Source organism: Algoriphagus aquimarinus, from assembly GCF_900112005.1.
Classification (GTDB): Bacteria; Bacteroidota; Bacteroidia; order Cytophagales; family Cyclobacteriaceae; genus Algoriphagus; species Algoriphagus aquimarinus.
In genome coordinates this window covers 286,576-311,180 of the sequence record NZ_FOKK01000006.1, presented here as the reverse complement: position 1 = coordinate 311,180, position 24,605 = coordinate 286,576, and the positions used below count along the sequence as shown (strand labels likewise).

Here is a 24,605-nt window from a genome sequence, read left to right as displayed (position 1 = left end):
TGTAAGGTCCGTTTACTGTAGCCACTCTCCATCACTAACTGATCCAAAGTCCTTCTTCCTACTACCCATTTGTAAAACCAGATAAACCGATTGGAGTCTGCTACTCCGGTATTAGATGCCGTAAAAAGAATGCCACAGTTTTTACATTTATATCGCTGCTTCCCTCCTTGTTTTCCCCATTTAATTGAGTCTAAAAAGCCACATGCCCAACAACGCTTTTTTTGAAGTTTTCATAAAACAAAAGAACCTTATTGAAACGCATTTCAATAAGGTTCTCGTAAATAATTATATACCAGTTAATTACACGGGTTTTACCAACTATTTTTGACCATTATATCCACAGACTCAAACAGCACGAATTACCCCTACAAGGACAGTTCTAGATCTACCTAATGCCTATTTCTGACGAAAGGTATCTGATACAAATGATAACACTTCGGGAAGGGATGTTCTCCAATAGGTCCAATTATGAGCTCCATCCCTTATTCTGAACTCATGGGGGATATCTCTTTTCTTCATTGCGATATGTACTAGGCTATTTCCTTCATAAAGGAAATCATCATCCCCACAATCAAAATACCATTTTACCGATTTCATCGCTTCCACTTCATTCAATTCGATTTGCCTTAGTGCGGAATGCCGGTCATAATAGCCTTGGAGGTTATCAGTATTTTTTACCTGAGTTTTATTGGTTTGAAGTCCTTGATTGAATTCTTCAAAAGTGGAATTCCTCAATGCTGCACTTAAGGGGCAAGCTGAAGAAAATAAGTCAGGGCGGTGCATGGCATAGAAAAATGTGCCACCGCCTCCCATGGACAATCCAGCTATTGCCCTATACTTTTTCTCAGATTTGATTCGGTACTTTTTTTCTACCTCAGGCATTAGTTCCTCAAAAAAGAAATCTTCATATCGCCATTCATTGTTGATATCATTAAAGTAACCCCGCTTACCGGTATTGGCATCGGGCATGACAATGATCATGGATGTGGATTTCCCTTCCAAGATGGCTTTGTCAGCGATATGTTGGACTTCTCCAAACTGCACCCAACCTGTCTGATCATCTCCGGCTCCATGAAGGAGATACAAGACAGGGTAAGAGCGCTGCGAGGTCTCATATCCGGGTGGCAGATAGATCGCATATTTGCGCTCCATATTGAGGATTTTACTCTGCATTGTCATTTGGTCAAAAACCTTACTGTCTTGTGCAAAAGCAATTATTGAAAACAATAAACAGAAGGATAAAGCAAGTGTGTATTTTTTCATATCGGGTAGGGAATTTGGATTTGAGTAGCTGTTTGATTTTTTGAACAAAAAACTATGAATTCATTAATCTACCATAAAGGTGAATGTATAATAACCTTTACTTTTTTTGCGGTCGTGCAGATTTTCCGATGGTCAATTTTTGTTTTTTTAATTAGGTTTAAAGATTTTATGTGTCTTCGGACCTCTGCACGTATGTTCAATCAGGCTTCGACTTGGTTCGACGAGCTCACCAACCGGCGCTCAGCCTCCGGTCAATTTTGGCTTAAAGGGAAAGGATTCAAAATATTATTTTGGTACGTGCATTCAAGCGAATACACATAAAAGATTTTATATTAAGTGACTACCCACTATTTTCAACCTAGAGTCTATATGAAGAAAATGTCAAAATCGTTGGCTTTCAAATTTTTGAAAGAAATATTTCTACGGAATGGAAATCTCAGAATTAAAGATGAGGTAAAGGTTGCAAAACTTGGATCTCAAAAACATAAAAAGGGCTACGAAGTACGGCTTTTGGCCAAGGACGAACAGGAGTTGGAACACATACAGATCGCAATTTCTTCTTTAGACTTATATGTAGCAAAATCATATCTGAAAGGAAAACAATTTGTTCAACCCATTTATGGGAAGGAAATCACCAAGAAATTTGGGGAGATAAAGACTAGTGAGGCTAGCAAAAACAAGCTCAATACCCCTGTCTGAGCATATTCTAATCGTGGAAGTAATAAGGTTTAGTTTGCCAGGCCGGGAGGCAGGTTCGTTTATAATCGCTAACTTAAATGCGACAAAATCCTAAAATAAAGTAGAAATGAAATTAAAAGTATTGACGTTATTGTTTGCACTCACAGTTTCGGTTTGCAACGCACAGGAAACCAGACCAGGACCTCAGCTACCTCCTGAAACTGGTGAAAGTTTTAAAGTAGGAATAGCGGGTTTCACCTTCGCGAAATTCGATCTCGACAAAGCACTTGAAACATTAAAAGCTGTAGATGTACATTATTTATGCATCAAGGATTTCCATTTGCCAATGACGAGTAGCGATGAGGAAATTGATGCTTTTCATGCAAAACTGAAAGCCAATGATGTAGTAGGTTACGCAGTTGGTCCTATTTATATGAAAACCGAGGAGGAAATTGACAGGGCTTTTGACTATGCAAAAAGAGTTGGCGTAAAGCTGATTGTTGGCGTTCCCAATGTTGAGCTGCTTCCTTATGTGGATAAAAAAGTAAAGGAGTATGATTTTAAATTTGCCATTCATTTACACGGACCGGATATTAAAATCTTTCCAGATGCCGAAGATGTTTGGAACCACACAAAAGACCTCGATCCTAGAATTGGAATGTGCTTGGACGTTGGTCACGATACACGCAACGGTAAAGACGCTGTGGCCGACCTTGAAAAATACCACACCCGCGTTTTCGATATGCACATAAAGGATGTAACAGCACCAACTAAATTGGGTTATTCACTTGAAGTTGGCCGTGGTGTAATCGATTTTCCTTCACTAGTGAAAATGATTAGAAAAGTTGATTACACAGGTGTTTGCGCTCTGGAACACGAAAGAAACATGGACAATCCATTTATGGGAATTGCCGAATCTGTGGGTTATTTTAGAGGTGTTATAGAAGCCACTAAATAATAGTTAAATACAATATTTTTGTTGTATAAAAGGCTGAATTCGAAAGAGTTCAGCCTTTTATTTTTAGAATTTTAAAAAACAATTTTTATACGAGAACAAATGAAATGCTGCCCCCACCGAGCGTAGTCTAGGCTTTTGGCTAGGTGTAATTTGCCAACCCTGCATTCTTGTCACTCGCTAAACATCTTCTCTAAAGCTGGTTTAAACGCTCGATCCTACTCCTCTATTAATTAGATTTTGTAAATCAATCTTAGACCATGCAACCTTTCTTTTGAATCACAAGGGTATAAAACCACTTTTTTGCCACCCGCTAAAACTGTAATTTAACTTTTTCATTACCCCTGATAACCCACTCTCAATGAGATTTAAGAAAGTATCCAGCTTAGTTACCCTTATCGTCAGTCTTTTTAGTACTGCCACTTTTGCACAAAGAACTGATTCCATACCGGTAAGGCATGACGTCACTTTACCGCAAGCACACAAGGGAACGTTGGAAATTGACAGTTTGCTGCTCGATAGTTATGTGAGATTACCTGAGAATATTAGAAAGTTTTATTTGGAAGCTAGGTCGGTATTTGAGGAGAATGAAGTTGATTTTACAGACGAGAGAATTGTAGCAGTTGCTGTCAAAAATGGCATTCCTTTGATTTCAGGCCCGATGTTGGGTGATTTAAAAGAGAATAGCGTAACTATCTGGTTTAGACCAGCAAGTATAAATCTGATTGAAATTGAAATAGCTGATTTAGCTGGTAAAGAAACAAAGCTATATATTTTTAATCCCAGCGTGGCCGGACAAGCTGAGCGAATCGTCTTAGGGAATTTGTCATCAGCGACGAAGTATTCCTATAGTGTAAAAGTTCAAGGTTCTGAAGTAGCGGAAGGCACTTTCCAAACCACCTCAAAAACCGAAGAAACAAGCGAGTTACGACTAGCTTTTGCTTCAGATTTTCATAAAATAGGTCTGCACAATCCTAACTTGATGGACGCTATTTTAGAGAGAAATCCAATCGCGATGCTGCTACTCGGAGACCTTGCTGTGGATGATAGAGATACTAAGCTGAGCATGCATAGAGCTGATTACTTGCTTCGGGATGTTTCGCAGCCTTGGAAAAAACTTAGTGCAAATGTTCCCTTATACGCCGCTTGGGATGATCATGATTATCTCAATAATGACCTCAGCGGTCTTCCGGAAGGAGTCAGCAATGAGGATAGAGAGGCGTTACGGAAACTTTGGAGCGAAAACTGGAATAATCCAGAGAATGATGCAGCAGGAATCTATTTCAATACGCAAATAGGCGCTGTAGAGGTAATCATGCTGGATACCCGTTCTTTTCGTGAGAACGACAGAAGAGGTGAATACAATTCCTATTTGGGCGCAGCCCAACTCAAATGGCTAAAGGATGTGCTGGCAAAATCCAGCGCTCCGTACAAGCTGATCACAAGCGGGACGATGTGGAGTGATTACATCTCTGAAGGAAAGGATTCTTGGGGAACTTGGGACACGCTGGCTAGGGAAGAGATATATCAATTGATAGAAACAGAAAACATCCCTGGTGTGCTCTTACTAAGTGGAGATCGCCATGGTGCAAGAAGTTTCACCATCCCTAGAAATCCGGGATTTGAGTTCTACGAATTTGGACCAGCATCCTTAGGAGGAGTTCCTGGCCCAGAAGCGATCGCTAAGGATTCTTCCAAGCAATTGTTCGGATATCTGGGTTTGGGATTAAAGGCTTTTGGCGAGTTCACCTTTACTATCGAGGGGAGTTCTCCTCAGGTAACTTTTAGATTGATCGATGAATATGGAAGTATCATGGAAGAGCATGTCCTCTCCTATGATCAATTGATTCCTCAAAATAAGTAGTTGGTTTTTGCTTAGTTCGATAGGTTTTTGCTCCGGCCCCTTCTGAGGCTAGTCTTGACCTTGAGCTAGGTGGAATTTGTAGTTAGACATCCATATCCTGCTCTAATCAAATCCAAGCATCGAGTTCACTGGCTGTAGTCTGTTGATTGCTCAGATGTATCTAAACTTTTCTATCATTTCAATCATACCCCTATTCCACTTTTTAGGACATACAACAGGTTTAGTATCAGACTAGTTGGGTATTTTTTTTGACATTTACTTTTACTAGATTTATTCCAGATTTCGACTGAAAATCAGGTCAATACGGAGCATTACCTTGCGTAATTCGATGATCGATGGTACGGATTCAACTCCGTTAATTTTACCTACAATTTACTGTACCTAGTTTCCCTAAATTTTTATTGAGAGGGAATAATTTTTAACTAAATCATAATCAAAATGAAAAAGATCATTCAAGCGAGTGAGAAGACTTTCTCGCGATTAAAAATCACAGAAAGCGAACTGAAGGCGCATAAAATTGCGCCTTCAAATCTGTTGCATGTAGAATCAGATGAGGGCTTGGAGCTTCAAGTTGACAAACCCAAAAGAGTTGTCGTCAAAAAAGCTGAGATCCTAAAGAAATTTAACTCTACCAAATTCGTCGAAAAATTCCATGAGGCGATGAAGGATAAAGTAGTTGGATACGCATTTCAAATCCGAAAGAACGGTGCTCCCCATCAGACCATTATTTGGAACTGGTCAAGAACCCATGCCGATGGAGGAAAAGGATGGACACTAGATACGAGAATGCACATCGCCAGTGTGAGCAAAATGATCACAGGTATCGCGATCTACAATCTTCTCCTAGATAAAGGGATTTCAGTAGACGCCTTGATTCACAGCTATCTGCCATCCTACTGGACGAAGGGCCCGAACGTTTCGCAGATTACATTCCGACATTTGCTAAACCATACTTCAGGTTTTAATACAGGAGATTCGAAGTCCGATTTCTCCACCATGAAATCGATGGTAAAAAATGGTGTAGCGCTTACCGGTGATGTAAGTCTGGGCAAAGGTAAATATGCCAATATGAATTTTGGCTTATGTAGAATCCTAATACCGATCATTAATGGAGACATCTCCAAAAACGAGGACTACAAGGAGCTAACTCAATTGGGAATCAATATCGATGTTTTGTGGGATGCCTTTTCCATCGCTGAATACAAGGATTATGTGCAGAAGAAAGTACTGACCCCAGCAGGCGTCGCTTCAGCGGGCTTTAACCCTAGGCCGCTGATCGATGCGATAGCCTATAAATTTCCAGCGACTACTGCAAAAGGCTGGGATTCTGGCAAATTAGGTTCAATGAGTGGAGGTGCAGCTTGGAGACTATCTATTAACGAGGTTCTCCAAGTAATGCATCACGTCAAAAGAAAGGGGACCATACTTACTTCCACTCAAGCAGAATATCTATTGGAAAATTCTTTAGGATTGGATTGGGATGTAGAGACTCCCGCTGGAAAATGGTATTCAAAAAATGGAAGGTGGGCAAATAGTTCAAGAACTGAGCAGTGTGTGGCCGCTTTTCTCCCTGGAGGATATGAAATGGTCATTTTTGTCAACTCTCCGATTGGAAGCCAAGGTGAAGACCTTATGACAAAAGCCTACGAAACCTTTCTTAGTAGCTTGGATTAAATAGTTGCATTCAGATTCTTAATGCTGCTTGAAAAGGTTATTAACAATTACGGTGTAAGTGTGACTTACACCGTTTTTTTAAATAGGATTGGAAGTACTAGGCTATTACTCCTTTTGTCAGGTGACCGATGTAGCGAATTCTAAATTCTTGATACTTTTTACTTGTCACTTACATCTTTCACCATCCAACACCCCTACATTCACATATTCTACTAAACCTACCACCTATTTGACCACATGGATAATCAGAATTCTTTAAACTATTGCAAAAAGTGTGAGCTGGAAATCAGCGGAAACTTCTGCACCAACTGTGGGAACGCTGCAGAATTGAGGCGAATTGATGGGAGATATATCGCCAATGAAGTGACTAGTGTCTTGAATTTTGACAGGGGCATATTATACACGATCAAAGAGTTGCTGATCAGACCTGGACTGACTGTCAGAAAGTTCATTGCTGAGGATAGAAATCGATTGGTGAAACCTGTGATTTTCATCATCATAAGTTCCTTGCTTTATTCAGTATTAAGAGGATTGCTGAAGTTTGAAGACGGATACGTCTATTATGATAATTCCACCTATTCCACTGCAACGGTTATGTTTGAATGGGTTCAGAACAACTATGGCTACGGCAACTTAATCATGGGAGTTTTTATTGCCTTGTGGACGAAGCTACTGTTTAGAAAACACCCCTATAACTTCTATGAAATCCTGATTCTTTTATGTTTCGTAATGGGGATTGGAATGATAATTCTGGCTGTTTTTGGTGCAGTTCAGGGATTGACTGACCTCAAGGTTTTGCAGTTTGGAGGTATGCTTTTCTTTATATATTCTACTTGGGCGATTGGGCAGTTTTTTGATGGAAAGAAGTTCGCAAGCTATTTGAAAGCATTTTTCGCCTACCTATTAGGTTTGATCACGTTTTCAATTGGAGTGTTACTGATAGGTCATTTGATAGATTTATTTTTTCAAATGTGATTATCCGCAATGATGCCAGTTGCCTTAGATTCTTTGCTTATCTGGTCGGAAGACCGATGACTGAAGACCGAAGTGACCTCAATTATAAATTTGAACAAATTCTAGATTGCTTTTCCCTCTTTACTGGTAGAAAAGCGGATATACATATTTTCAAAATAGGCGGATGAGCAATACAATCTTTTAACTTTTTTTTTAAAAGTTATTAGCCACTCCATTCAAAACAATTATGCTCTAAAACTTCTTTACAATTAGTAAAACGAACCAATTCAATGGGAGAAATTTCCATTGAAAAAGATCAATACTAATGACAGAGCGAGAACTAGACAGAATTATAGAAATGGCTTGGGAGGACAGAACTCCCTTCGAAGCTATAGAAAATCAATTTGGGCTTGCTGAGGCAGAAGTGATCAAACTTATGCGAAGGGAGCTGAAAGAAAGTTCTTTCAAAATGTGTCGAAAGCGAGTCAACTCTGGGGTAAGTCAGAAGCATCTGAAAAAAAGACATGCTGATATAGACAGATTCAAATGCAGCAGGCAGAGAAGTATTTCCCTAAATAAGATTTCCTAGTGGACATTTTCACCACGCATTTTACTTTGGATTGAAAAGAGGATTAGAGCCATTAATCCTATGAACTAGCGTAAGGCGAAAAACCACGAGCATAATATTTTAATTCGTCTGAAGACATAAAATTCGGATTTCTGATATCTTATAATCCACGATAAAACATAACAATAGCTGTGATCAAAAATGCACTTACAAAAAGATGAAATAGAAAAACTGGAGCGCACCTATAAACTGAATCTGATCAATTCGCTTTCAGGTGTAAAACCAGCCAATTTGATTGGCACGAAATCCAAGGATGGGAAAGACAACGTGGCGATTTTTTCATCTGTGGTGCATCTGGGATCAAGCCCTGCGCAGCTGGCATTTATCATGCGACCTCAATCTGAAATCCCTAGAGATACCTATCCCAATATCTTGGAAACTGAGTTTTACACGATCAATCATGTGTCTGAATCATTTATTGAAAAAGCACATTACACCTCCGCCAAACTGAAAAAAGGAGAATCTGAATTTGATAGGATGAAATTGGAAAAGGAGTTTATCGCTGGTTTCCATGCTCCTTTTGTAAAAGACAGCCCAGTAAAAATTGGGATGAAACATCTGGAAAGTATTCCCTTGCCCAACGGATGCCTATTTGTGATCGGTTCCGTGGAGATGCTTGTCCTTCCTGATGAAGCTATAAATAACTTAGGACAGTTGGATCTGCAGCATTCTTCCGGCATCGGGATTTCCGGCCTGAACACCTATTATGGATTAACAAGATTGGCTTCTTTTCCATACGTCAGAGAAGAAGAAATCCCGGATTTCGAATGAAGAAAGCGGACTTGCCTATTCGGCTTGAAGGATAGGATAAACACTAGCATTTAGGCCGCTTCGGTCATCGGTCTTCCTGCTGGGTAAGCAAAGAAATTTTGGTGACTGTCCTCCTTGCTGATGATCATATTGTCTATTGATTATTTCCTAGATTTCTTCACATATCCATAAATCCCCGCCACACCAATAATGAGCAACGCAATGCCAATCCCCCATTGCAAGGGGCTATTCATAGATTCTTTGGCAGCCAGATAAGAACTTGCAAGAACTCCAGCAGCGAATGCGAGTACGGTGCGGGTAAGCATTCCGGGGATGCCGTATACCAACACCTTCCACAGCTTAATATTCAGATTGGCAAAGAGGAAGTTGGAAATAGCAAAAGGGACTATAGGGGAAATTCGAACAAAGAATACCAGCGAGCCTTCTTTCCCTTTACGAGCCTCCAGCGCTTCATGAAACTTTGGGTTTTTCTTGAACAATTTTTCCGTCAGGCCCATGTTGGTCAGTTTGCCCAGCACATATCCAAGTATAGAGGCCAGGGAATAGCCGAGAATCAAAAATGGCAAAGAAACCCAGCCGAAATAGAAACCAGAAGCTAAGGCAATCAAGGTAGTGGGAAGAAGCGCCAAGCCCATAAGCAAAGCCCCAATCACCGTGTAGATGAAGTAATCCAAGGCAGTATAAAGCTGGTAATCATCCAGAAAATCATAATTCGCGGCAAAAATCACACTTCCAACAAAGGGCATCAGCGTCACCCAAAGCCATGCAAATATGCCTGAGGGGTGCTTGCCGAAGTACGCGCGGATAGTTTTGAAAATCCTGCCCTTTTTTGTCATATTTGAGTTATCAACCATTGATTCACTAGGAATGTCTGCAAGTTTAACATGCAAAGCCTAAAATCACCCCGAAAATCCAAAAAGGTTTTCTTTTTCTTAGAAGCCAAAACAGTCTAAACCAATTACGAATGAAATTCGGAACAAAAGCCATACACGCCGGAATAGAGCCGGATCCCGCCACCGGCGCGATCATGACTCCGATCTACCAGACGTCCACTTATGTGCAAAATTCGCCAGGTGATCATAAAGGATATGAGTATTCCCGTACTCACAATCCTACCCGTACTGCTTTGCAAAATAACTTGGCAGCACTGGAAAACGGCAAGCATGGCATATGCTTTTCTTCAGGTTTGGGAGCTATAGATGCGGTGATCAAACTTTTCAACCCAGGTGATGAGATCATCAGTACCAATGATCTGTATGGCGGGTCTTACCGTCTATTTACCAAAGTATACGAGCGATACGGCATCAAATTCAAGTTTGTGCCCATGTCGGATGCGGCGAGCATCGCAGATCATATTACGGAAAACACGAAAATGATCTGGGTAGAGACGCCTACCAATCCTATGATGAATATCATCGATATCGCAGCGGTGGCAAAACTAAGCACGGGTACCAAGATCATTCTTGCTGTGGACAACACCTTTGCCTCTCCTTACCTGCAAAACCCATTGAATCTGGGTGCAGATATCGTGATGCACTCCGTAACCAAATACCTGGGCGGGCACTCCGACGTGGTGATGGGAGCTTTGGTGGTAAATGATGATGAGCTTGCGCAAAGGCTGGCATTCATCCAAAATGCTACCGGAGCTACTCCAGGTCCTCAGGACTGTTTCTTAGTCATAAGAGGAATCAAAACCCTCCACCTAAGAATGGAGCGCCATTCTCAAAATGGCAAAACCATCGCAGCTTACTTGAAAAATCACCCGAAAGTAGAGAAAGTGTACTGGCCAGGCTTCGAGGATCATCCAAATCATGACATCGCTGTAAAGCAAATGCGCGATTACGGAGGAATGATCTCCTTTACCCTAGTGGGCAATAAAGAATCTGATGCGAGAAAGGTGATGGAAAGCTTTCAAATTTTTGCGCTAGCAGAATCTCTTGGTGGAGTAGAATCCCTGTGTGGACACCCAGCATCCATGACCCATGCAAGTATCCCCAAAGAAGAGCGGGAGAAAGTAGGTTTGGTAGATTCTTTGATCCGATTGAGCGTAGGTGTAGAAGATGCTGAAGATTTGAAAAATGATCTAGCAAATGCCCTTACGAAGATTTAAAAGCTAATTACTATAATATCAACCAGCCGCTTTTGGAAACAAGGGCGGCTGTTTTTTATAACAAATGGTGCTGTATGATATAGAACTTGGCTTTAAGAAAGGGGAATATAATTGTTTCCACCACAGGAAGGATAGTAGCAATTCGCCATCGTCAATTTTGCAAACAAAAAGATGGCAGCTGTTTCAAAAAATTATAGTGTGTTATTTTTTATCAGTTATGCTAATGCTAGCTCCTGAGCAACATTCACGGAAAATAGTAAGTGCTTTGACTGTTTTGCGACTTCTTTCTTGAGCCAGATCAATCAAGGACATTAAGGGACTTCGTAAAGGGAAAGTTTCATCCTTTGTATAAGCTGAGACAAAGACTTTTTCCAGTACTTTTCCTGCTATTGGACCTTGATGAACGATGCTTAATATTTTGCCATAAACTGGTGGTGCAAACTTGTCATATAGCTCTGGGGTAAGTTTGCTATTCGTTTTTGTATTCTCTTGATTGTTATCCGGCTGCATACTGGTTCAATTTTGGTCTGTTTCTTAAGGTACGAAATATCCTGTTTTTAACTACACTTAGACTTACTGCAAAAAAGCATTTATAGCATGAACGGTTTCAGCTGGATGACTCATATGAGGACAATGGCCATGCGCTTCTAAAACTGTTAATGTATTGTTTCTGGTATTTGCATTTATGTATTGCCCCACAGACACTGGTGCTATCATGTCATCAGAACATTGAATCGTTAGGCTTTCAACAGGAATTAAAGGAAGATCTTTTCTATTATCTGACAAAAAAGTCACTCTAGCGAATTGCTTAGCTATTAGCGGGTCAATCGCACAAAAGCTAGTCGATAATTCACTGGTAAGTTCTTCCCCATTGTGAGCATCCATTATATCTGGAGCGATCGATCTGGCCCAGCTGATATAATCTTCTTCCATCACCTCAAGTAATGAGTCTATCGTTTCCTGATCAAATCCTCCTGTGTAATCTCCTGAACTTATATAGCAGGGAGATGGAGCGATGAAGATAAGTTTTTCAAAAACATCCGGTCTCTTTATGGATGCTAAAGCCCCTATCATACAGCTTACCGAGTGCCCAATAAATATTGCATTTCTTAACTCCAGCACATCGCATATCTCTATAATATCCGTCACATAGCCATCTAAAGAGGCATATTTCTGGGGATCGTAGGATGCCAAATCAGATTTCCCAGCTCCAACAAAATCAAGAAAAACAAGCTTGTAATCTTTAATGAAAAAGTTTTTAATATGCTTCCAGGCATTCTGATCACATCCGAATCCGTGGCCAAACATTAGCACTTTGCTTCCCTCGCCTATGACTGTTACATTGTTTCTTTTCAATACACTTGTCATAAAATCTTAAGGGTTTATCATTTTAATACTTAAAAATACAATAATCATTCCTTTAAAGATGGCTATTTCCCCTTGCCTAACTATAGATTTCAATAAAGGTTTTGGTTTTCGCTGGCCTAATCCGCACACTCTGGAATCCTTGCAGCTCAGATCCACTATAGGCGCGGCTTTAGGGAGATTATAGTAGCAACTCTCTGTCTTATAGATCAGTTTTTTAGCTGTATTGGAGACTTTTCTTTAGGTAGTTGAAGATGTTATTTTACTTACTTTCAATAAGACGCAATATTTGGAATTGGTTAAAACTTCTAAACCTCTCCTTCTATTACCTAGAAATTCGGAAATTGAATGAATTCTTTGTTGAGAGTAAACACAAATCAAGTCCAGCTTCTGGAGAAGCAAGACAACTGTATCCATCATATGCTACAAATCCAGCACTTTAAAAAAACATACCCAACGGGCTTTCAAATGGAGATTGACTCACTCCACTTGGCCAAAGGCATACATCTGATCAAGGGTGAAAATGGCTCAGGGAAATCTACACTTTTGAAGGCAATTGCGGGAATTCATGCATTTGAGGGAGAGATTATGTTGGACGGAATTTCACTGAAGAAAGAACCTATCCCCTTTCGCAAGCTGGTCAATTACTCAGAAGCAGAACCCCTATTTCCGGATTTTCTAAGTTTGGATGAGTTGATAGCTTTTGTATCCAAAACCAAAGGAGCTGACGATGTGCAGATTGAATCTTTGAAAGAGATCCTGGGAATTGGTGACTATTCCAAAAACGCTATTTCTACCTATTCCTCTGGAATGCTGAAAAAAGCAGGAATTATTCTGGCATTTCTGGGGACACCAAGCTTGATCATTCTAGACGAACCCTACACTACTATCGATGTGGGTTCGCAGAAGCGACTTACTGAATTGATCAATCAGCAACTCCAAAGCGGAGTGAGCTTCCTACTGACTTCCCATATCGCAGATTTTGAAGAGTTCTTCTCTTATGACTCTGTATTGACTATCGCTGATGGAAAACTAGTTCAAACCCATGAATGAGCTATTTTTCAAATCATTTGTAATTACGTTCTATCGAGCATTTCTAGGCTTCTTCATTTTGGTCATCGTCGTTTTCGGTGTCTTTATGGAAATGAAGCAGCATCTCATGATAGCCGAGCGCCTCCTTCAGAATTCCGCAGGTTTTTATGCTATCTTATTGATTTTTCTGGGTTATACCTTGGCTCAAAAAAGATTTCAGATTAGACTCCTGAATGATAAGCATTATAGAATCTTTCATCAGCTAGGCTTTTTCACCTGGCCCCAACTTGGCCGAAACTTCCTGCCCGTTTGGCTGGCAAATCATGCTTTGATTTTAGCCTATTCGGTTTTACTGACTTATGTAGGAATTGGGATGCGCTCTGGTGGAAAGCTTGGAGTACTCTGGCTTTTTCTCATAGGGATTTTCCTGGCTGATATTACTGTCCTCTATTTCAAACTCAAAAAGCCATTTCCAGAAAGCACACGAGTTAGACCTGCAATTTTTAAGAAGCTGAAGTTCGAGTTTTGGTTTTTGATGCATTTGAGGGAAAATAGAACCCTGCTGATTTTGGCCGTGAAAATCATCAGCATCTTCCTGCTGAATGGTTTTTTCTACTTTTTTACCTCTGGAGAATTTGACCTGAGATGGCTGGAATTCGGAATATTATGTACTGCCTATGTGCACTTTCCAATTTGGCTGGAGAAAGATGGGTTTGAATCTCAGCAACTAAGCTATTTCCGCAACATGCCCTTGAGCTATTCCAGAAAGCTGTGGCAACATGCAGTACCGATTTTACTCATACTTTCCCCAGAACTTACCCTGCTAGTCTTTAAGTTTGGCATCCTCGAAAACCTCCCGGATCTATTCTTTTTACTTATCCTCTTGATCGCAATGAACATGGGGATTTATGGATTGATCAAGTGGAGAAATGAGCAGGAGAAAGCTCTTAAGCTGGGCTATTTGGTTTTCTTTTTCCTTTTCCTGCTCGTGATATTCGGGATTCATCCGCTGATTGTTTCTGCGGTTTGCTTGATTCCTTTTTTGGTTTCAGTGAGGTCAAGGTACTCGGTCTGAGTTTACCCCACCAATTCCTTTTCTATCTCTTCCAGAGACTTGCCCTTCGTCTCAGGTAAAACATAGTAAATCACCAAGAACCCAAAAGCGCAGATTGCACCGTAGAGCCAGAAGTTATTTGCCCAGCCTAGATTCTCACGGATCGCAGGAAAGAAATAGGTCAGGGTGAAGTTCCCAATCCAGTGCGCAAGCGCTCCTATGGAAATGGCAGCCCCTCGGATTCGCGTGGGAAAAATCTCTGAGAGCACTACCCAAAGCAGGGGCGCCAAGGTGAAGGAATAAAACATCACATTGGTCAATACAGCAAATACTACAGCATTTCCGCCAAGATCTATGTAGAAAAAGTAGCCAATCAGCCCATACAAAATCGCCATCGCCGAAGTACCGATCAGCAGGAGTTTCTTCCTGCCAAATCTATCCACTGTGAAAATGGTGATGAACACCGATAGCACCATCACCCCACCAATCACCACGATATTTAGCATCATCTGCTTCAGGTTGTATCCTGCCGCCTGGAAGATATCCGCAGCGTAATAGATCACCACATTGATCCCAGACCACTGCTGTAGAAAAGCCAGGAAAATACCGATTCCCAATAGCTTCATAATTCGCTTCTGGAACAATTCCTTGAGGTTCACTCTTCCAAAATCGCCTTCTCTCAGAGTCGTTTTCACTTCAGCGATAGAATCCTGAGCGTAGTTCTCTCCACCGATTCTCACAAGAATTTTTCGAGCTTTATCTTCCTCCTTATTCTTGATCAACCAAGGCACGGACTCAGGCACAAAAAACATCAAACCAAAGAAAAGTAGTGCAGGAACAGCTTCCGCCGCAAACATCCATCTCCAACCATTTTGCCCAGACCAACTCGCTGCAATCATCTCGAAAGTAGCATCATCAGCCAATTGGGTATCCGCAAGCGAAATCTGCCAGTTGATCAACTGAGCCAGCAAAACTCCGAACATGATCAGGAGCTGGTTAATCGTCACCATTTTGCCGCGTTTCTCTGGAGGCGAAAGTTCTGCTATGTAAAGCGGTGAGAGGTTTAGCGCTACTCCCATCGCTACGCCACCGATGATTCTATAGAAATTGAATTCCCAGAAAGTACCAGCCAAGGCAGTTCCAATGGCCGATATGGAAAATAATAAACCAGAAGCAATCAGCAATCTTTTCCTCCCTAACTTATCCGAAATCAAGATGCAAATCCCCGCTCCGATCATGCAGCCAATCAGAGCTGAGCTTGTGCCCCAACCCTGATCGCCCACCGAAGTAATATTAAAAAAAGGCTCGTAAAATGGCTTGGCCCCTCCTATTACTACCCAATCGTACCCAAATAAAAACCCTCCCAGAGCTGCAGTGAGGCTAATCAGCCAAAGGTAAGTTTGGTTGTAAGTATAGGTAGGCTTCATGGGTTCAGGTTAGGGTTTTGGGAAAAAGCATAAAATCGAAGCGATAAAATAGGGCTTTTTAGGATTTTAGCAATCCTGTGCTCAACCTATAGGAATGTATCTATTAGTTTACTCTTTCAGAAATAGGCTAAAGCTTAGACTCACAAATAAAGATTAGCATTTATATTAGTCTATTATTCGACTGCAACAGACTATGAATCAAATCTCTAAATCATTTATAGATAATATCCGGCAAATCATTTCGCAAGCGCAAACAAATGCGATTCGCGCGGTAAATCATGAACGAGTGCTAATGTATTGGGAAATCGGTAGGCACATCGTGGAAGAAGAGCAAAACGGAAAAGAACGTGCAGATTACGGGACTTTCCTACTAAAAAACTTGGCTGAAGTCCTAGAAAATGACTTCGGTAGCGGTTATTCTTTTAGACAACTTAATTTTTGCTGGCAGTTTTACCTCACCTTCCCAATAATGAACGCACTGCGTTCACAATTAAACTGGACTCAATACCGACTGTTGGATTATAACGACAAGTCTCGTACTAAGAAAAAGCATAAAATACCCTGTACAGGGTATAAATTACAACTCAAAACTTCCTTTCTTGGAGAGTGGAATCTTCAGGGAATAAGAGCTGAGATTTTATGGAGAACAAAAGATATATAGGAAATATACGTAGCTGGTTGCATATACACAGATCTGCAACCCCAAACGATGTCAAAGAACTAAATTGGTTTGGCGCACAGCTTTGGAAAAAGTTGCCAAAACGTAGGTTAAAAAGGGGTAAATAAAAAAGTATGGCTGAAACAAAAACGATACAAGAACAACATACTGCTGGTCCACAAGCTATAGGATTTGACTATCAATTCTACTACTTTATGCTTTTAGCTCTTGACCTCAAATTCGGTCAAAAAATAGGATTTGAAGTTAAAGATGATGTGCATATTGATAAAGAAGACGGAACAACAATTTTATATCAGGCAAAGCATACAATCATAAAAAATGCAAAGGGTAAGCCACAAAATTTAACTGAATTAGATACGGACTTATGGAAAACGCTAAGCAATTGGGCTGATTTTATTATTGCAGATAAAAGTTCTGATTTTCTTAAAAAACACACATTCATTTTAGTTACAAATAAAAGTGAAAGTAACAATGATTTTATAACCACACTTAATTTATTCAAAGCAGATAACGATTCCGATAAAGTGAAGTTGAAAATAAAAGAATTAGGAAATAAAACTAAAGACGAAACACTCAAAAAATATTTAAAAAAAGTCACTAAACTAAGTAAGAGTAAACTTGAGCTATTTTTAAAGAAATTGTGGATAGAAATAGGCGAGGATAAAATTATTGATAAGATTAAGAATAAAATACTTGAGAAATACTATCAAGAAAACTTAGTTGATCCAATCTTTGAAAAATTTTCATCTGAATTAAATTTATCAAAGTACTTAGATATAAAAGCTGGGCAAAAATTTGAAATATCGGGAAGTGAATTTGGAAAACGATTTGGAAAATGTTTTAAGGTTTCGAATGAGATTCGCCCATTACCTAAAAGAGAATTTCCTGTTTTATTACCTGATGATTTGGAAAGTCAAATTTTTATAAAGCAATTACTTGATATAGGCGAAATACAACCAGGTTCAAATGACATTCGAAATTACACTACACAAATGCTGAAATTTTTAAATCATTTTACTTATTGGTCTGAGGAAGAGAATTTCATTTTACTTACAGATATAGAAGAATTTAAAAATAACAGTATTCAAATATGGATAAATGAATTTAAAGCTAAATACAGAAAAATTGAACGTCAAATAAATTATGGTTCTGCTATTGAGGATTTAGAGGATGACATTAAAAACTTAGGCGTTGATTTAGTTGACTATATCAGAAAACAAGACTTATCAATCCCTGGGTTTTCAGCTTTAGGTATTGAATTTAGCAATGGACATTACTACGCTCTATCAGATAAACTTGAAATCGGATGGCATTTTGATTGGAGCAATAAATACAAAAAGGAATGAAAGAAATATACTATGTATACAACAACGAAGCGATTGCAAGTTGTGTCTTCTTATCCATATTGAATGAAATTGACAAATTAGATATTGCTCGCTCTTGTTTAGTCTTACCATTTTTATTAGATGATAGAACAGTTAGTTATTTGTCAAAAAAGCAAGATACCGAATTAGGATTAGAGGAAATGATAAAAGAGCAGTCAAGATTATTTGCATCATTCAACAAAAGATACTTGTCGCTATTACCAGTTACAATTAATTCTTTAACATTATTAAATTCTAGTAATCAAATAAGTATAGGAAATGAAATCGTGACAAGTGTTGTATTAGATTCTAATGATAAAACTTTAGGCGATAGATTTAATAGAATACAGGAAGTTATTCCAACGTTTATATCGATGATAGAAAAACATTCTACCATTCAACTATACAAAATGCTAAAAGTACAACTATGAAATTTATACTTCACGAAATAAAGCTTTGGTTTAAGGATGAAAATACTGAACCTAAAAATTATCAATTTTTGCCTAACAAGGTTAATGTAATAACTGGTGATTCTACAACAGGTAAAACAAGCTTTTGGAATATTATTGATTATTGTCTTTTAACTGGCAAAGCAACAGTTCCAACTGAAATTACCGATAAGGTTTTATGGTTTGGAATTCGTTTTACCATAAATGGAAAAGAAATGTCAATAGTTCGAAAAACACCAAGTAACGGCTCTGTTTCTGCGGATGTTTTTTTTGGTTTAGGATCTTTCCCTAACAAACCTGTAAACAATAAAGAAATAGCAGAAATAAAAGCAGTCTTAGATGAAGAATTTGGGATTAGTGATAATTTAAGATTTCCATTTGGAAAAGGATTAGGCAAAACAACTTTCAATATATCCTACAGGCATTTTCTACTTTTTAACTCATTGACTCAAACTATTATTGATGCACCCGAAACGTATTTCGACACCACGTTTTATGGAAAAGAAGAATATGACAAAGCTTTGAGCCACATTTTTGATTTGGTTATAGGTGTAAATGATATGGAGAATATTAAAGCCATTGAGCGTTTACAAGAAATTGAAAATGGGTTAAAGACAATTCAAAATCAAGAAAGAGGTAATCAAAATAAAATCAAAAATTTTAAAACAGAAATATTCAGCCTAATAGAAAAATGCAAAACATACAATTTTATTGAATATTCTGATTCTTTTAATAATGTAGATGATGCAATATTGACCATAGAAGACATTATAGCTAATTCAAAAAAGGTTGCAGAAAATTCAAAATTGTTTTCAGAAATTAATGGCTTGTATGAAAGTAAAAATGAATTACAAGCGCAGGTTAATGCTATAAGCCAATATCAAAGAGAGTATGATTTGTATAAAAAGAACTTGAATAAATCTGCTGATAGTCTACAACCTATCGAATTTTTAAGTCAAAAGGTATCAGACCAATTAGTAGATTCATACGAAACAAAGCTATTTGTAGAGTCTTTAGAATCTTCTTTGAAAAATATTAAAGTCAACCTTTCCAAGAAAATCGCAGAACCTTTAAAAGTTTTAGGTGATGTAAAGGGATTAAGAGCACAAATTCAGGAAATTGACAAACAAATAACCCAACTTAACGAGATTAAGAAAAATTATCAATCAGAAGGAGAAAAGTTTATTATACTTGGAGAAATCAAGTTTGCGTACGAACAAATTTTAAAAAGAGAAGTAATTAAACCTATTGATACAATCAAGCTAAATAGCTTGAATGAAGAGAAAGAAAGATTATTAAAAGTACCACAAGAGACATCACAAATAAAATTCTCGATGAAAACGCTGTTAAATCAGAGTATTCAACGAAACTTCAACCAATTGAGTTCTTTAGCAAAATACAATAATAGTCGAGTAGAATTTAGTAGTGAAAAAATGATTTTACAACTAATTCCAGATGGACATATGTTTGCTTTAGACAATGTTGGGAGTGCTTCAAACTATATGTTTATGCATCTTTGTCTTTATTTGGGTTTACACGAACACGTATTAAATATTGAGCAAGACCATATACCAGAATTCTTATTTATTGACCAACCAAGTACACCATATTATGAAGGGAAAAATGATGATAAGGCAAAACTACTTGATGCATTTAAGTTGTTGAATTCTTTTGTTGGCTACATCAATGACGAAAAGAAGAAGCATTTTCAAATTATTATGGTAGAGCACGCATCTAAAGAATATTGGATAGACAACGACTTATCATACTTTCATACTGTAGATGAATTTATAGGTGGGAAAGGATTAATTCCAAATGAGATTTACAATAAATAATTATGCAAAATATAACATTCGGACAAATTAATAAACTTATAGTTCATTATGTTGGGAATAAGAATAATGGAGATGGTGTACGTTTTTCCGATATTCTTACTGATTATGATAAAATTGAAGTATATTTCAAACAATTGGCAAACAATAGCTTTAAGTTTGATGAATTATACAGATTCTTTTTTCTTCCAAATTTAGACCTTAACCCTGTTAATCAATTCGTAAGTTCTATTTTTAAAAATATAGATTCATTTATTGAACAATCACAAAATGTAGGTCGATATTTGTATGATAAGAGTACTCATCCACAAATAAAAAGTGGTGAGTTATGTGTAATCTATTTCAATAATTGCGAAATTAATAATGAAATAGTTGACTGTATTGGAATTTTCAAATCAGAAAACAAAGACACTGTTCTTAAAGTAAATAATAAAGAAAATGGATTTGAGTTGATTGATGAAAAAGGAATAAACACAAATAAATTAGATAAAGGATGCCTAATCTTTAATACTGGAAAAGAGAGTGGATTTTTAATCTCTGTCGTTGACAATACTAATAGAAGTTCAGAAGCCCAGTATTGGAAAGATGATTTTTTAGGAGTTCAGCCAATTAAAAATGATTTCCACCAAACCAATCAATTTTTAGGAATTGCAAAACAGTTTGTTACAAAACAACTTTCAAAAGACTTTGAGGTTTCAAAAACTGACAAAATAGACTTCTTAAACCGTTCTGTTGACTATTTCAAAAAACACGAAACTTTCGACAAACAAGAATTTGAATCAGAGGTTTTTGCAGACAGCAGTGTTATTGAATCATTTCGCAAGTTTGATCAAACATATAGACAAGAAAAGGAAGTTGAAGTTTCAGATAATTTTGAAATATCTGCCCAAGCAGTAAAAAAACAAGCAAGAGTTTTCAGAAAAATTTTAAAACTTGATAAAAATTTTGACATATACATACACGGAAACAGAGAGCTAATAGAACAAGGAATTGACGAAAACGGACGGAAGTACTACAAAATCTATTACGAAAATGAAGCCTAACCTGCCCCACTACGCGTAGTTTGCAACTACGCCTTCCTATCAATTTAAATTTATAATTTACTTGGATTGCTCATAATCAGCTTAAAATACCAGCGTGATTTAAAGCTGTATTTTGAGGAATTTCCTGTTCTTTCAGATCTATATCGTTACTAATAAACTCAGCCCGCAATAGGATTCAATTCCGTATCGATCACCTCACCGATCTTCGCTCCCGGGCACCAGGTATTCCAGTCATGAATTTGGTTATCATTTTTAGGATTCATCAATTTGGCGGTAGCATCCATGTAAATCACAGTCATTACCTTTCGCATCTGATCCGTTTGATTAGCTCCGGCACGATGGAATACCCAGCCTGAGTGGAAGCTCACCTCTCCCAAATCAAATGCTTCGATTACATGCTCAAAGTTGTTGACACGAAGATTCTGCTTGATCTGCACCTCAGAATCATCTCCGATCTGAAGATCTCTTCCGAAAACAATCTGCTGGCTTTTGGCTGAAAACTCTAGCGGCCCCATCTCCAGCGGAGTAGCCTGAAGCGGAATCCATGCGGTTATCGTGTTATTCGTATCAATCGGCCAGTAATACTGATCGGCATGCCAAGGAGTAATTCCTCCACCAGCCTCTTTGAATAGGGCCTGATCATGGTAAATCCTTACCTGCTCGCAGCCCATCAAATCTGAGGCTATCTGAGCCAAGCGCTTGCTCATCACCAGCTTTTTCACTTCCTCAGATTCCGTCCACAAATTGAAAATCTGCAAGAATGCCTTGCTATAGGTATCCCGCTCTTCCATCGGTCTTTCCTGTGTGTTTTTCCGCTGAACTTCAGCTGAAATCACTTCATTGAAATGCGCGACTTCCTCCGAGCTTAGCACCTGCTTGAGTTTGATGTAGTTGTTTTCCTGGTAAAAAGCTTTTGCCTCAGGAGAGATTGGATAGTGTTGAACTAGGTTATTCATGGGTTTGAGTTATTTGTACTCAAATTAGGAAGCTTAAATGGCTAATAAAACAGATTTAAATAAAAAGTGATTCTAACCGCAGAGACGCCAAGGACGCAGAGTTTTAGCAAGCGCTTTTTTTATAAAAAGGCAACATGATTATCCGCAATCTTGCCAGTACAGGAAAGCAATCAGTATGAAATTTAGCAAAATGACAATTTCTTTATAATTCTGAAATTGCAGTTACACCTGGCGCCGTCCCGATAACTATACGGGAGTGCCAAACTATTCATAACCCTGTACGTAAGTGCAGGGAAGTTGATGTAAGTATAATCTATAGCCCTGTCCCGATTGCTATCGCGGAGGGCGGAACATAGAGTTTCACCCTTTCAGGGTTATAGGCATTTGCTATTCCTATACCCCTGGCTTTGCCGAGGGTTATGAATCGTTTCAATCCTTCGGATCTTTTTCGGACGTTCAGCGCCTACCTTCGTGTCTCACCAACGATTATTGATGCTACAGTCGAATCGTCCCTCACCGCCATCGTTCGTTTTTCACGCACGACTTCAGGTTCTACAAACGAACCATTCTCTTAGTACACCTTTGTTTTTTAGAGAATTAGCGCCGTGGCGCCTTTACTGGAGGCATTTATTCCCTTGCGCCCTTTGCGTGAACTTTGCGTACACTGCGGTAAAAAAAACAAAAACCTCAGCAAACGAATCTGCTGAGGCTCCTTAGGAAAGGTAAAACTTTACCTTATTTTTTCTTTCTGTCTTCGAAGATCTTATCGATCAAGCCGGTGTCTTTTCCGCCTGTACTATACTTGTTCTTTTCAAGATTGTCTAAGTACTTGTCAATGTAATCCTGACTTAACTCTGAGCTATCTCCGTACTTTTCACGAAGTCCATCCAGTTGCTTATGCAATTTTGCTTTGATCTCGGCATAAGCTGGATCATCGTAGACATTGGTCATCTCATTAGGATCCTTCTTTCTATCGATCAATTCCCACTCGTCGCTGTCAAAATAGTAGTGAACCATCTTATACTCCTGAGTAATAATCGCATAATGACGCTTCACCATGTGAATAGATGGATACTCATAGTAATGGTAATAAACCGCTTCACGAGTCCACTTGTCCGTTTCGCCTGTAAGCAATGGCAACAAGCTTTCGCCCTGCATATCCGCAGGAGCTTCTATACCGGCAGCTTCAAGGAATGTCTGCGCAAAATCAAGATTCTGAACCATCTCGTCAGATTTGGTTCCTGCCTTTACTCTGTTTGGCCAAGCCATCAAAAGTGGTGTTTTGAAAGACTCATTGTACACAAATCGCTTGTCAAACCAACCATGTTCGCCCAGGTAAAAACCCTGATCAGAAGTGTAGACGATGATCGTATTTTCCATCAAATCATTTGCTTCCAAATAGTCCAATACACGACCTACATTCTCATCCACAGCTTTGATCGTACCTAGGTAATCCTGCATGTAGCGCTGATATCTCCACTTCATTTTATCCTTTTCAGTCATGGTAGGATACGCTTTCTTGAAGTCTTCATTGACTTTCATATAGGCCTTATCCCAGTTTGCACGCTGAGACTCAGTCATCCTGTTCAATTCTCCTGTGAGTGCAGCCTTATCCCAGCTTGAGTTCTCTGGGATACCCAACTCATCCATTACCTCAGGATACACTTTGGAATCTCCACCCCAGTGCATATCTGTTAGCAAATTCATCTCCGCTTCATGCGCAGCTCTGCCTCTTCCTGAGTAGTCATCGAATAGTGTAGCTGGCTCTTTGAACGAGCGATTGGTGAATTCCTCTACGTGACGCTCAGCAGGAAGCCACTCGCGATGCGGTGCTTTGTGTAGGTACATCAACATAAAAGGCTGATCAGCCTTACGCTCATTCTGCAACCAATCCAAGGTCATGTCTGTGATGATATCCGTCACATACCCTTCTACCTTGATCTTTCCTTCATTTTTGGTAATGAAATCAGGATTGTAATACACGCCCTGACCAGGCAAAATCTTAAACTGATCAAAGCCTTTTGGGCTGTTGCCAAAGTGAAGTTTCCCAAACATGGCCGTCTGGTAACCCGCATCCTGAAGGATCTGAGGGAAAGTCACATTGGTCGTATCAAAAGGGAAGTGATTATCCACCTTGCCATTGATGTGAGAATGCTTTCCTGTCAAAATCGTCGCACGGGAAGGCGCACAGATGGAATTCGTCACAGAAGCATTCGTGAAGAGCATCCCCATTTTTGCTATACGATCGATATTAGGCGTCTCGATAAGCGTGTTATCATAGGCAGAAATCGCCTGATAGGCATGATCATCTGACATGATAAATATGATGTTTGGCCTCTCTGCGGGTTTAGCAGCCTCCTCAGTCTTGCAGGCAAATGCAAGTACAGCTAAGGAGCCGAGGAAAATTGATTTTAAACTGTGTTTCATATTAGGGCTGGTTGTTTTAGGTTAAATTTTTGTTCGCAATGATGCCAGTCGCCAGAGTTTCTTCGGTTTGCTGGATGTCT

General features: G+C 39.0%; 23 protein-coding genes. 15 read left to right on the top strand and 8 right to left on the bottom strand.

Features of this window, described 5'->3' with window-relative positions; genetic code table 11:
* On the bottom strand, nucleotides 1-185 hold a 185-nt coding region (locus BM291_RS22585; RefSeq protein WP_455423277.1), incomplete at its 3' end, for an IS1/IS1595 family N-terminal zinc-binding domain-containing protein.
* A 211-nt stretch (nucleotides 186-396) separates the two neighbouring features.
* Entirely contained in the window at nucleotides 397-1,179 is a 783-nt protein-coding gene (locus BM291_RS10445; protein ID WP_394333450.1) for an alpha/beta hydrolase, read from the bottom strand.
* 453 nt (nucleotides 1,180-1,632) lie between these two features.
* Between BM291_RS10445 and BM291_RS10440 the strand changes: the two genes are divergently transcribed.
* The 7 genes from BM291_RS10440 (at nucleotide 1,633) to BM291_RS10410 (ending at nucleotide 8,787) form a co-directional block, all read left to right on the top strand.
* Nucleotides 1,633-1,962 carry a hypothetical protein gene (locus BM291_RS10440; protein ID WP_092897075.1) on the top strand — a complete coding sequence of 110 codons (330 nt, stop codon included), beginning with the start codon at nucleotides 1,633-1,635 and terminating at the stop codon, nucleotides 1,960-1,962.
* Nucleotides 1,963-2,068: 106 nt separating this feature from the next.
* On the top strand, nucleotides 2,069-2,899 hold the full coding sequence (locus BM291_RS10435) for a sugar phosphate isomerase/epimerase family protein (RefSeq protein WP_092897073.1): 831 nt from the start codon (nucleotides 2,069-2,071) through the stop codon (nucleotides 2,897-2,899).
* Between the two features lie 358 nt (nucleotides 2,900-3,257).
* Nucleotides 3,258-4,760 (top strand): alkaline phosphatase D family protein, encoded by a 1,503-nt coding sequence (locus BM291_RS10430; protein ID WP_092897071.1) that lies wholly within the window; start codon nucleotides 3,258-3,260, stop codon nucleotides 4,758-4,760.
* A gap of 438 nt (nucleotides 4,761-5,198) precedes the next feature.
* On the top strand, nucleotides 5,199-6,434 hold the full coding sequence (locus BM291_RS10425; RefSeq protein WP_092897069.1) for a serine hydrolase domain-containing protein: 1,236 nt from the start codon (nucleotides 5,199-5,201) through the stop codon (nucleotides 6,432-6,434).
* A 237-nt stretch (nucleotides 6,435-6,671) separates the two neighbouring features.
* Nucleotides 6,672-7,409 (top strand): DUF3667 domain-containing protein, encoded by a 738-nt coding sequence (locus BM291_RS10420; protein ID WP_092897067.1) that lies wholly within the window; start codon nucleotides 6,672-6,674, stop codon nucleotides 7,407-7,409.
* A 304-nt stretch (nucleotides 7,410-7,713) separates the two neighbouring features.
* A complete protein-coding gene (locus tag BM291_RS10415) occupies nucleotides 7,714-7,977 on the top strand; it encodes a TIGR03643 family protein (protein ID WP_092897065.1) in 264 nt (87 codons plus the stop codon).
* 180 nt (nucleotides 7,978-8,157) lie between these two features.
* Nucleotides 8,158-8,787 (top strand): flavin reductase family protein, encoded by a 630-nt coding sequence (locus BM291_RS10410; protein ID WP_092897063.1) that lies wholly within the window; start codon nucleotides 8,158-8,160, stop codon nucleotides 8,785-8,787.
* Between the two features lie 140 nt (nucleotides 8,788-8,927).
* Here BM291_RS10410 and BM291_RS10405 read toward each other — a convergent pair whose 3' ends face one another.
* The gene (locus BM291_RS10405) at nucleotides 8,928-9,623 is read right to left on the bottom strand and encodes a VTT domain-containing protein (RefSeq protein ID WP_175499679.1); all 696 of its coding nucleotides are present in this window, start codon (nucleotides 9,621-9,623) and stop codon (nucleotides 8,928-8,930) included.
* 74 nt (nucleotides 9,624-9,697) lie between these two features.
* On the opposite strand from BM291_RS10405, the gene BM291_RS10400 reads away from it, so the two are divergent.
* The gene (locus BM291_RS10400) at nucleotides 9,698-10,897 is read left to right on the top strand and encodes a cystathionine gamma-synthase (protein ID WP_262481215.1); all 1,200 of its coding nucleotides are present in this window, start codon (nucleotides 9,698-9,700) and stop codon (nucleotides 10,895-10,897) included.
* Nucleotides 10,898-11,098: 201 nt separating this feature from the next.
* On the opposite strand, the gene BM291_RS10395 is transcribed toward BM291_RS10400, so the two are convergent.
* Together BM291_RS10395 and BM291_RS10390 are read right to left on the bottom strand one after the other, a co-directional pair.
* Nucleotides 11,099-11,407, bottom strand: a complete 309-nt coding sequence (locus BM291_RS10395; RefSeq protein ID WP_092897056.1) for a hypothetical protein — start codon at nucleotides 11,405-11,407, stop codon at nucleotides 11,099-11,101.
* A 63-nt stretch (nucleotides 11,408-11,470) separates the two neighbouring features.
* Nucleotides 11,471-12,265 carry an alpha/beta fold hydrolase gene (locus tag BM291_RS10390; protein ID WP_092897053.1) on the bottom strand — a complete coding sequence of 265 codons (795 nt, stop codon included), beginning with the start codon at nucleotides 12,263-12,265 and terminating at the stop codon, nucleotides 11,471-11,473.
* A 345-nt stretch (nucleotides 12,266-12,610) separates the two neighbouring features.
* Here BM291_RS10390 and BM291_RS10385 point away from each other — a divergent pair, with 345 nt between their 5' ends.
* Entirely contained in the window at nucleotides 12,611-13,315 is a 705-nt protein-coding gene (locus BM291_RS10385; protein ID WP_092897050.1) for an ABC transporter ATP-binding protein, read from the top strand.
* A complete protein-coding gene (locus tag BM291_RS10380; protein ID WP_092897048.1) occupies nucleotides 13,308-14,369 on the top strand; it encodes a hypothetical protein in 1,062 nt (353 codons plus the stop codon). Before BM291_RS10385 ends, BM291_RS10380 begins: the two co-directional genes overlap by 8 nt.
* Nucleotides 14,370-14,371: 2 nt before the next feature.
* On the opposite strand, the gene BM291_RS10375 is transcribed toward BM291_RS10380, so the two are convergent.
* Nucleotides 14,372-15,775 (bottom strand): sugar porter family MFS transporter, encoded by a 1,404-nt coding sequence (locus tag BM291_RS10375; protein WP_092897044.1) that lies wholly within the window; start codon nucleotides 15,773-15,775, stop codon nucleotides 14,372-14,374.
* Nucleotides 15,776-15,968: 193 nt separating this feature from the next.
* Here BM291_RS10375 and BM291_RS10370 point away from each other — a divergent pair, with 193 nt between their 5' ends.
* From BM291_RS10370 to BM291_RS10350, 5 genes are all read left to right on the top strand, one after another.
* A complete protein-coding gene (locus tag BM291_RS10370; RefSeq protein WP_092897041.1) occupies nucleotides 15,969-16,436 on the top strand; it encodes a DUF1016 N-terminal domain-containing protein in 468 nt (155 codons plus the stop codon).
* 131 nt (nucleotides 16,437-16,567) lie between these two features.
* On the top strand, nucleotides 16,568-17,800 hold the full coding sequence (locus BM291_RS10365) for an ABC-three component system protein (RefSeq protein ID WP_092897038.1): 1,233 nt from the start codon (nucleotides 16,568-16,570) through the stop codon (nucleotides 17,798-17,800).
* Entirely contained in the window at nucleotides 17,797-18,249 is a 453-nt protein-coding gene (locus BM291_RS10360; RefSeq protein WP_092897035.1) for a three component ABC system middle component, read from the top strand. Before BM291_RS10365 ends, BM291_RS10360 begins: the two co-directional genes overlap by 4 nt.
* Nucleotides 18,246-20,102 carry a DUF3732 domain-containing protein gene (locus BM291_RS10355; RefSeq protein ID WP_092897033.1) on the top strand — a complete coding sequence of 619 codons (1,857 nt, stop codon included), beginning with the start codon at nucleotides 18,246-18,248 and terminating at the stop codon, nucleotides 20,100-20,102. Before BM291_RS10360 ends, BM291_RS10355 begins: the two co-directional genes overlap by 4 nt.
* 2 nt (nucleotides 20,103-20,104) lie before the next feature.
* A complete protein-coding gene (locus tag BM291_RS10350; protein WP_092897030.1) occupies nucleotides 20,105-21,142 on the top strand; it encodes a nucleoid-associated protein in 1,038 nt (345 codons plus the stop codon).
* A gap of 158 nt (nucleotides 21,143-21,300) precedes the next feature.
* Here the strand turns inward: BM291_RS10350 and BM291_RS10345 are convergent, their stop codons facing one another.
* On the bottom strand, nucleotides 21,301-22,098 hold the full coding sequence (locus BM291_RS10345) for a phytanoyl-CoA dioxygenase family protein (RefSeq protein ID WP_092897027.1): 798 nt from the start codon (nucleotides 22,096-22,098) through the stop codon (nucleotides 21,301-21,303).
* Between the two features lie 735 nt (nucleotides 22,099-22,833).
* A complete protein-coding gene (locus BM291_RS10340) occupies nucleotides 22,834-24,525 on the bottom strand; it encodes a sulfatase family protein (RefSeq protein WP_092897025.1) in 1,692 nt (563 codons plus the stop codon).
* Between the last annotated feature and the right edge of the window lie 80 nt (nucleotides 24,526-24,605).

What these genes read in the sequence shown, in the direction of transcription:
- BM291_RS10345 (WP_092897027.1), bottom strand. Translation starts at nt 22,098, where the DNA reads ATGAATAACCTAGTTCAACACTATCCAATCTCTCCTGAGGCAAAAGCT.
- BM291_RS10365 (WP_092897038.1), top strand. Translation starts at nt 16,568, where the DNA reads ATGGCTGAAACAAAAACGATACAAGAACAACATACTGCTGGTCCACAA.
- BM291_RS10390 (WP_092897053.1), bottom strand. Translation starts at nt 12,265, where the DNA reads ATGACAAGTGTATTGAAAAGAAACAATGTAACAGTCATAGGCGAGGGA.
- BM291_RS10360 (WP_092897035.1), top strand. Translation starts at nt 17,797, where the DNA reads ATGAAAGAAATATACTATGTATACAACAACGAAGCGATTGCAAGTTGT.
- BM291_RS10435 (WP_092897073.1), top strand. Translation starts at nt 2,069, where the DNA reads ATGAAATTAAAAGTATTGACGTTATTGTTTGCACTCACAGTTTCGGTT.
- BM291_RS10340 (WP_092897025.1), bottom strand. Translation starts at nt 24,525, where the DNA reads ATGAAACACAGTTTAAAATCAATTTTCCTCGGCTCCTTAGCTGTACTT.
- BM291_RS10430 (WP_092897071.1), top strand. Translation starts at nt 3,258, where the DNA reads ATGAGATTTAAGAAAGTATCCAGCTTAGTTACCCTTATCGTCAGTCTT.
- BM291_RS10375 (WP_092897044.1), bottom strand. Translation starts at nt 15,775, where the DNA reads ATGAAGCCTACCTATACTTACAACCAAACTTACCTTTGGCTGATTAGC.
- BM291_RS10380 (WP_092897048.1), top strand. Translation starts at nt 13,308, where the DNA reads ATGAATGAGCTATTTTTCAAATCATTTGTAATTACGTTCTATCGAGCA.
- BM291_RS10410 (WP_092897063.1), top strand. Translation starts at nt 8,158, where the DNA reads ATGCACTTACAAAAAGATGAAATAGAAAAACTGGAGCGCACCTATAAA.
- BM291_RS10350 (WP_092897030.1), top strand. Translation starts at nt 20,105, where the DNA reads ATGCAAAATATAACATTCGGACAAATTAATAAACTTATAGTTCATTAT.
- BM291_RS10415 (WP_092897065.1), top strand. Translation starts at nt 7,714, where the DNA reads ATGACAGAGCGAGAACTAGACAGAATTATAGAAATGGCTTGGGAGGAC.
- BM291_RS10405 (WP_175499679.1), bottom strand. Translation starts at nt 9,623, where the DNA reads ATGACAAAAAAGGGCAGGATTTTCAAAACTATCCGCGCGTACTTCGGC.
- BM291_RS10385 (WP_092897050.1), top strand. Translation starts at nt 12,611, where the DNA reads ATGAATTCTTTGTTGAGAGTAAACACAAATCAAGTCCAGCTTCTGGAG.
- BM291_RS10440 (WP_092897075.1), top strand. Translation starts at nt 1,633, where the DNA reads ATGAAGAAAATGTCAAAATCGTTGGCTTTCAAATTTTTGAAAGAAATA.
- BM291_RS10355 (WP_092897033.1), top strand. Translation starts at nt 18,246, where the DNA reads ATGAAATTTATACTTCACGAAATAAAGCTTTGGTTTAAGGATGAAAAT.
- BM291_RS10395 (WP_092897056.1), bottom strand. Translation starts at nt 11,407, where the DNA reads ATGCAGCCGGATAACAATCAAGAGAATACAAAAACGAATAGCAAACTT.
- BM291_RS10445 (WP_394333450.1), bottom strand. Translation starts at nt 1,179, where the DNA reads ATGACAATGCAGAGTAAAATCCTCAATATGGAGCGCAAATATGCGATC.
- BM291_RS10420 (WP_092897067.1), top strand. Translation starts at nt 6,672, where the DNA reads ATGGATAATCAGAATTCTTTAAACTATTGCAAAAAGTGTGAGCTGGAA.
- BM291_RS10370 (WP_092897041.1), top strand. Translation starts at nt 15,969, where the DNA reads ATGAATCAAATCTCTAAATCATTTATAGATAATATCCGGCAAATCATT.
- BM291_RS10425 (WP_092897069.1), top strand. Translation starts at nt 5,199, where the DNA reads ATGAAAAAGATCATTCAAGCGAGTGAGAAGACTTTCTCGCGATTAAAA.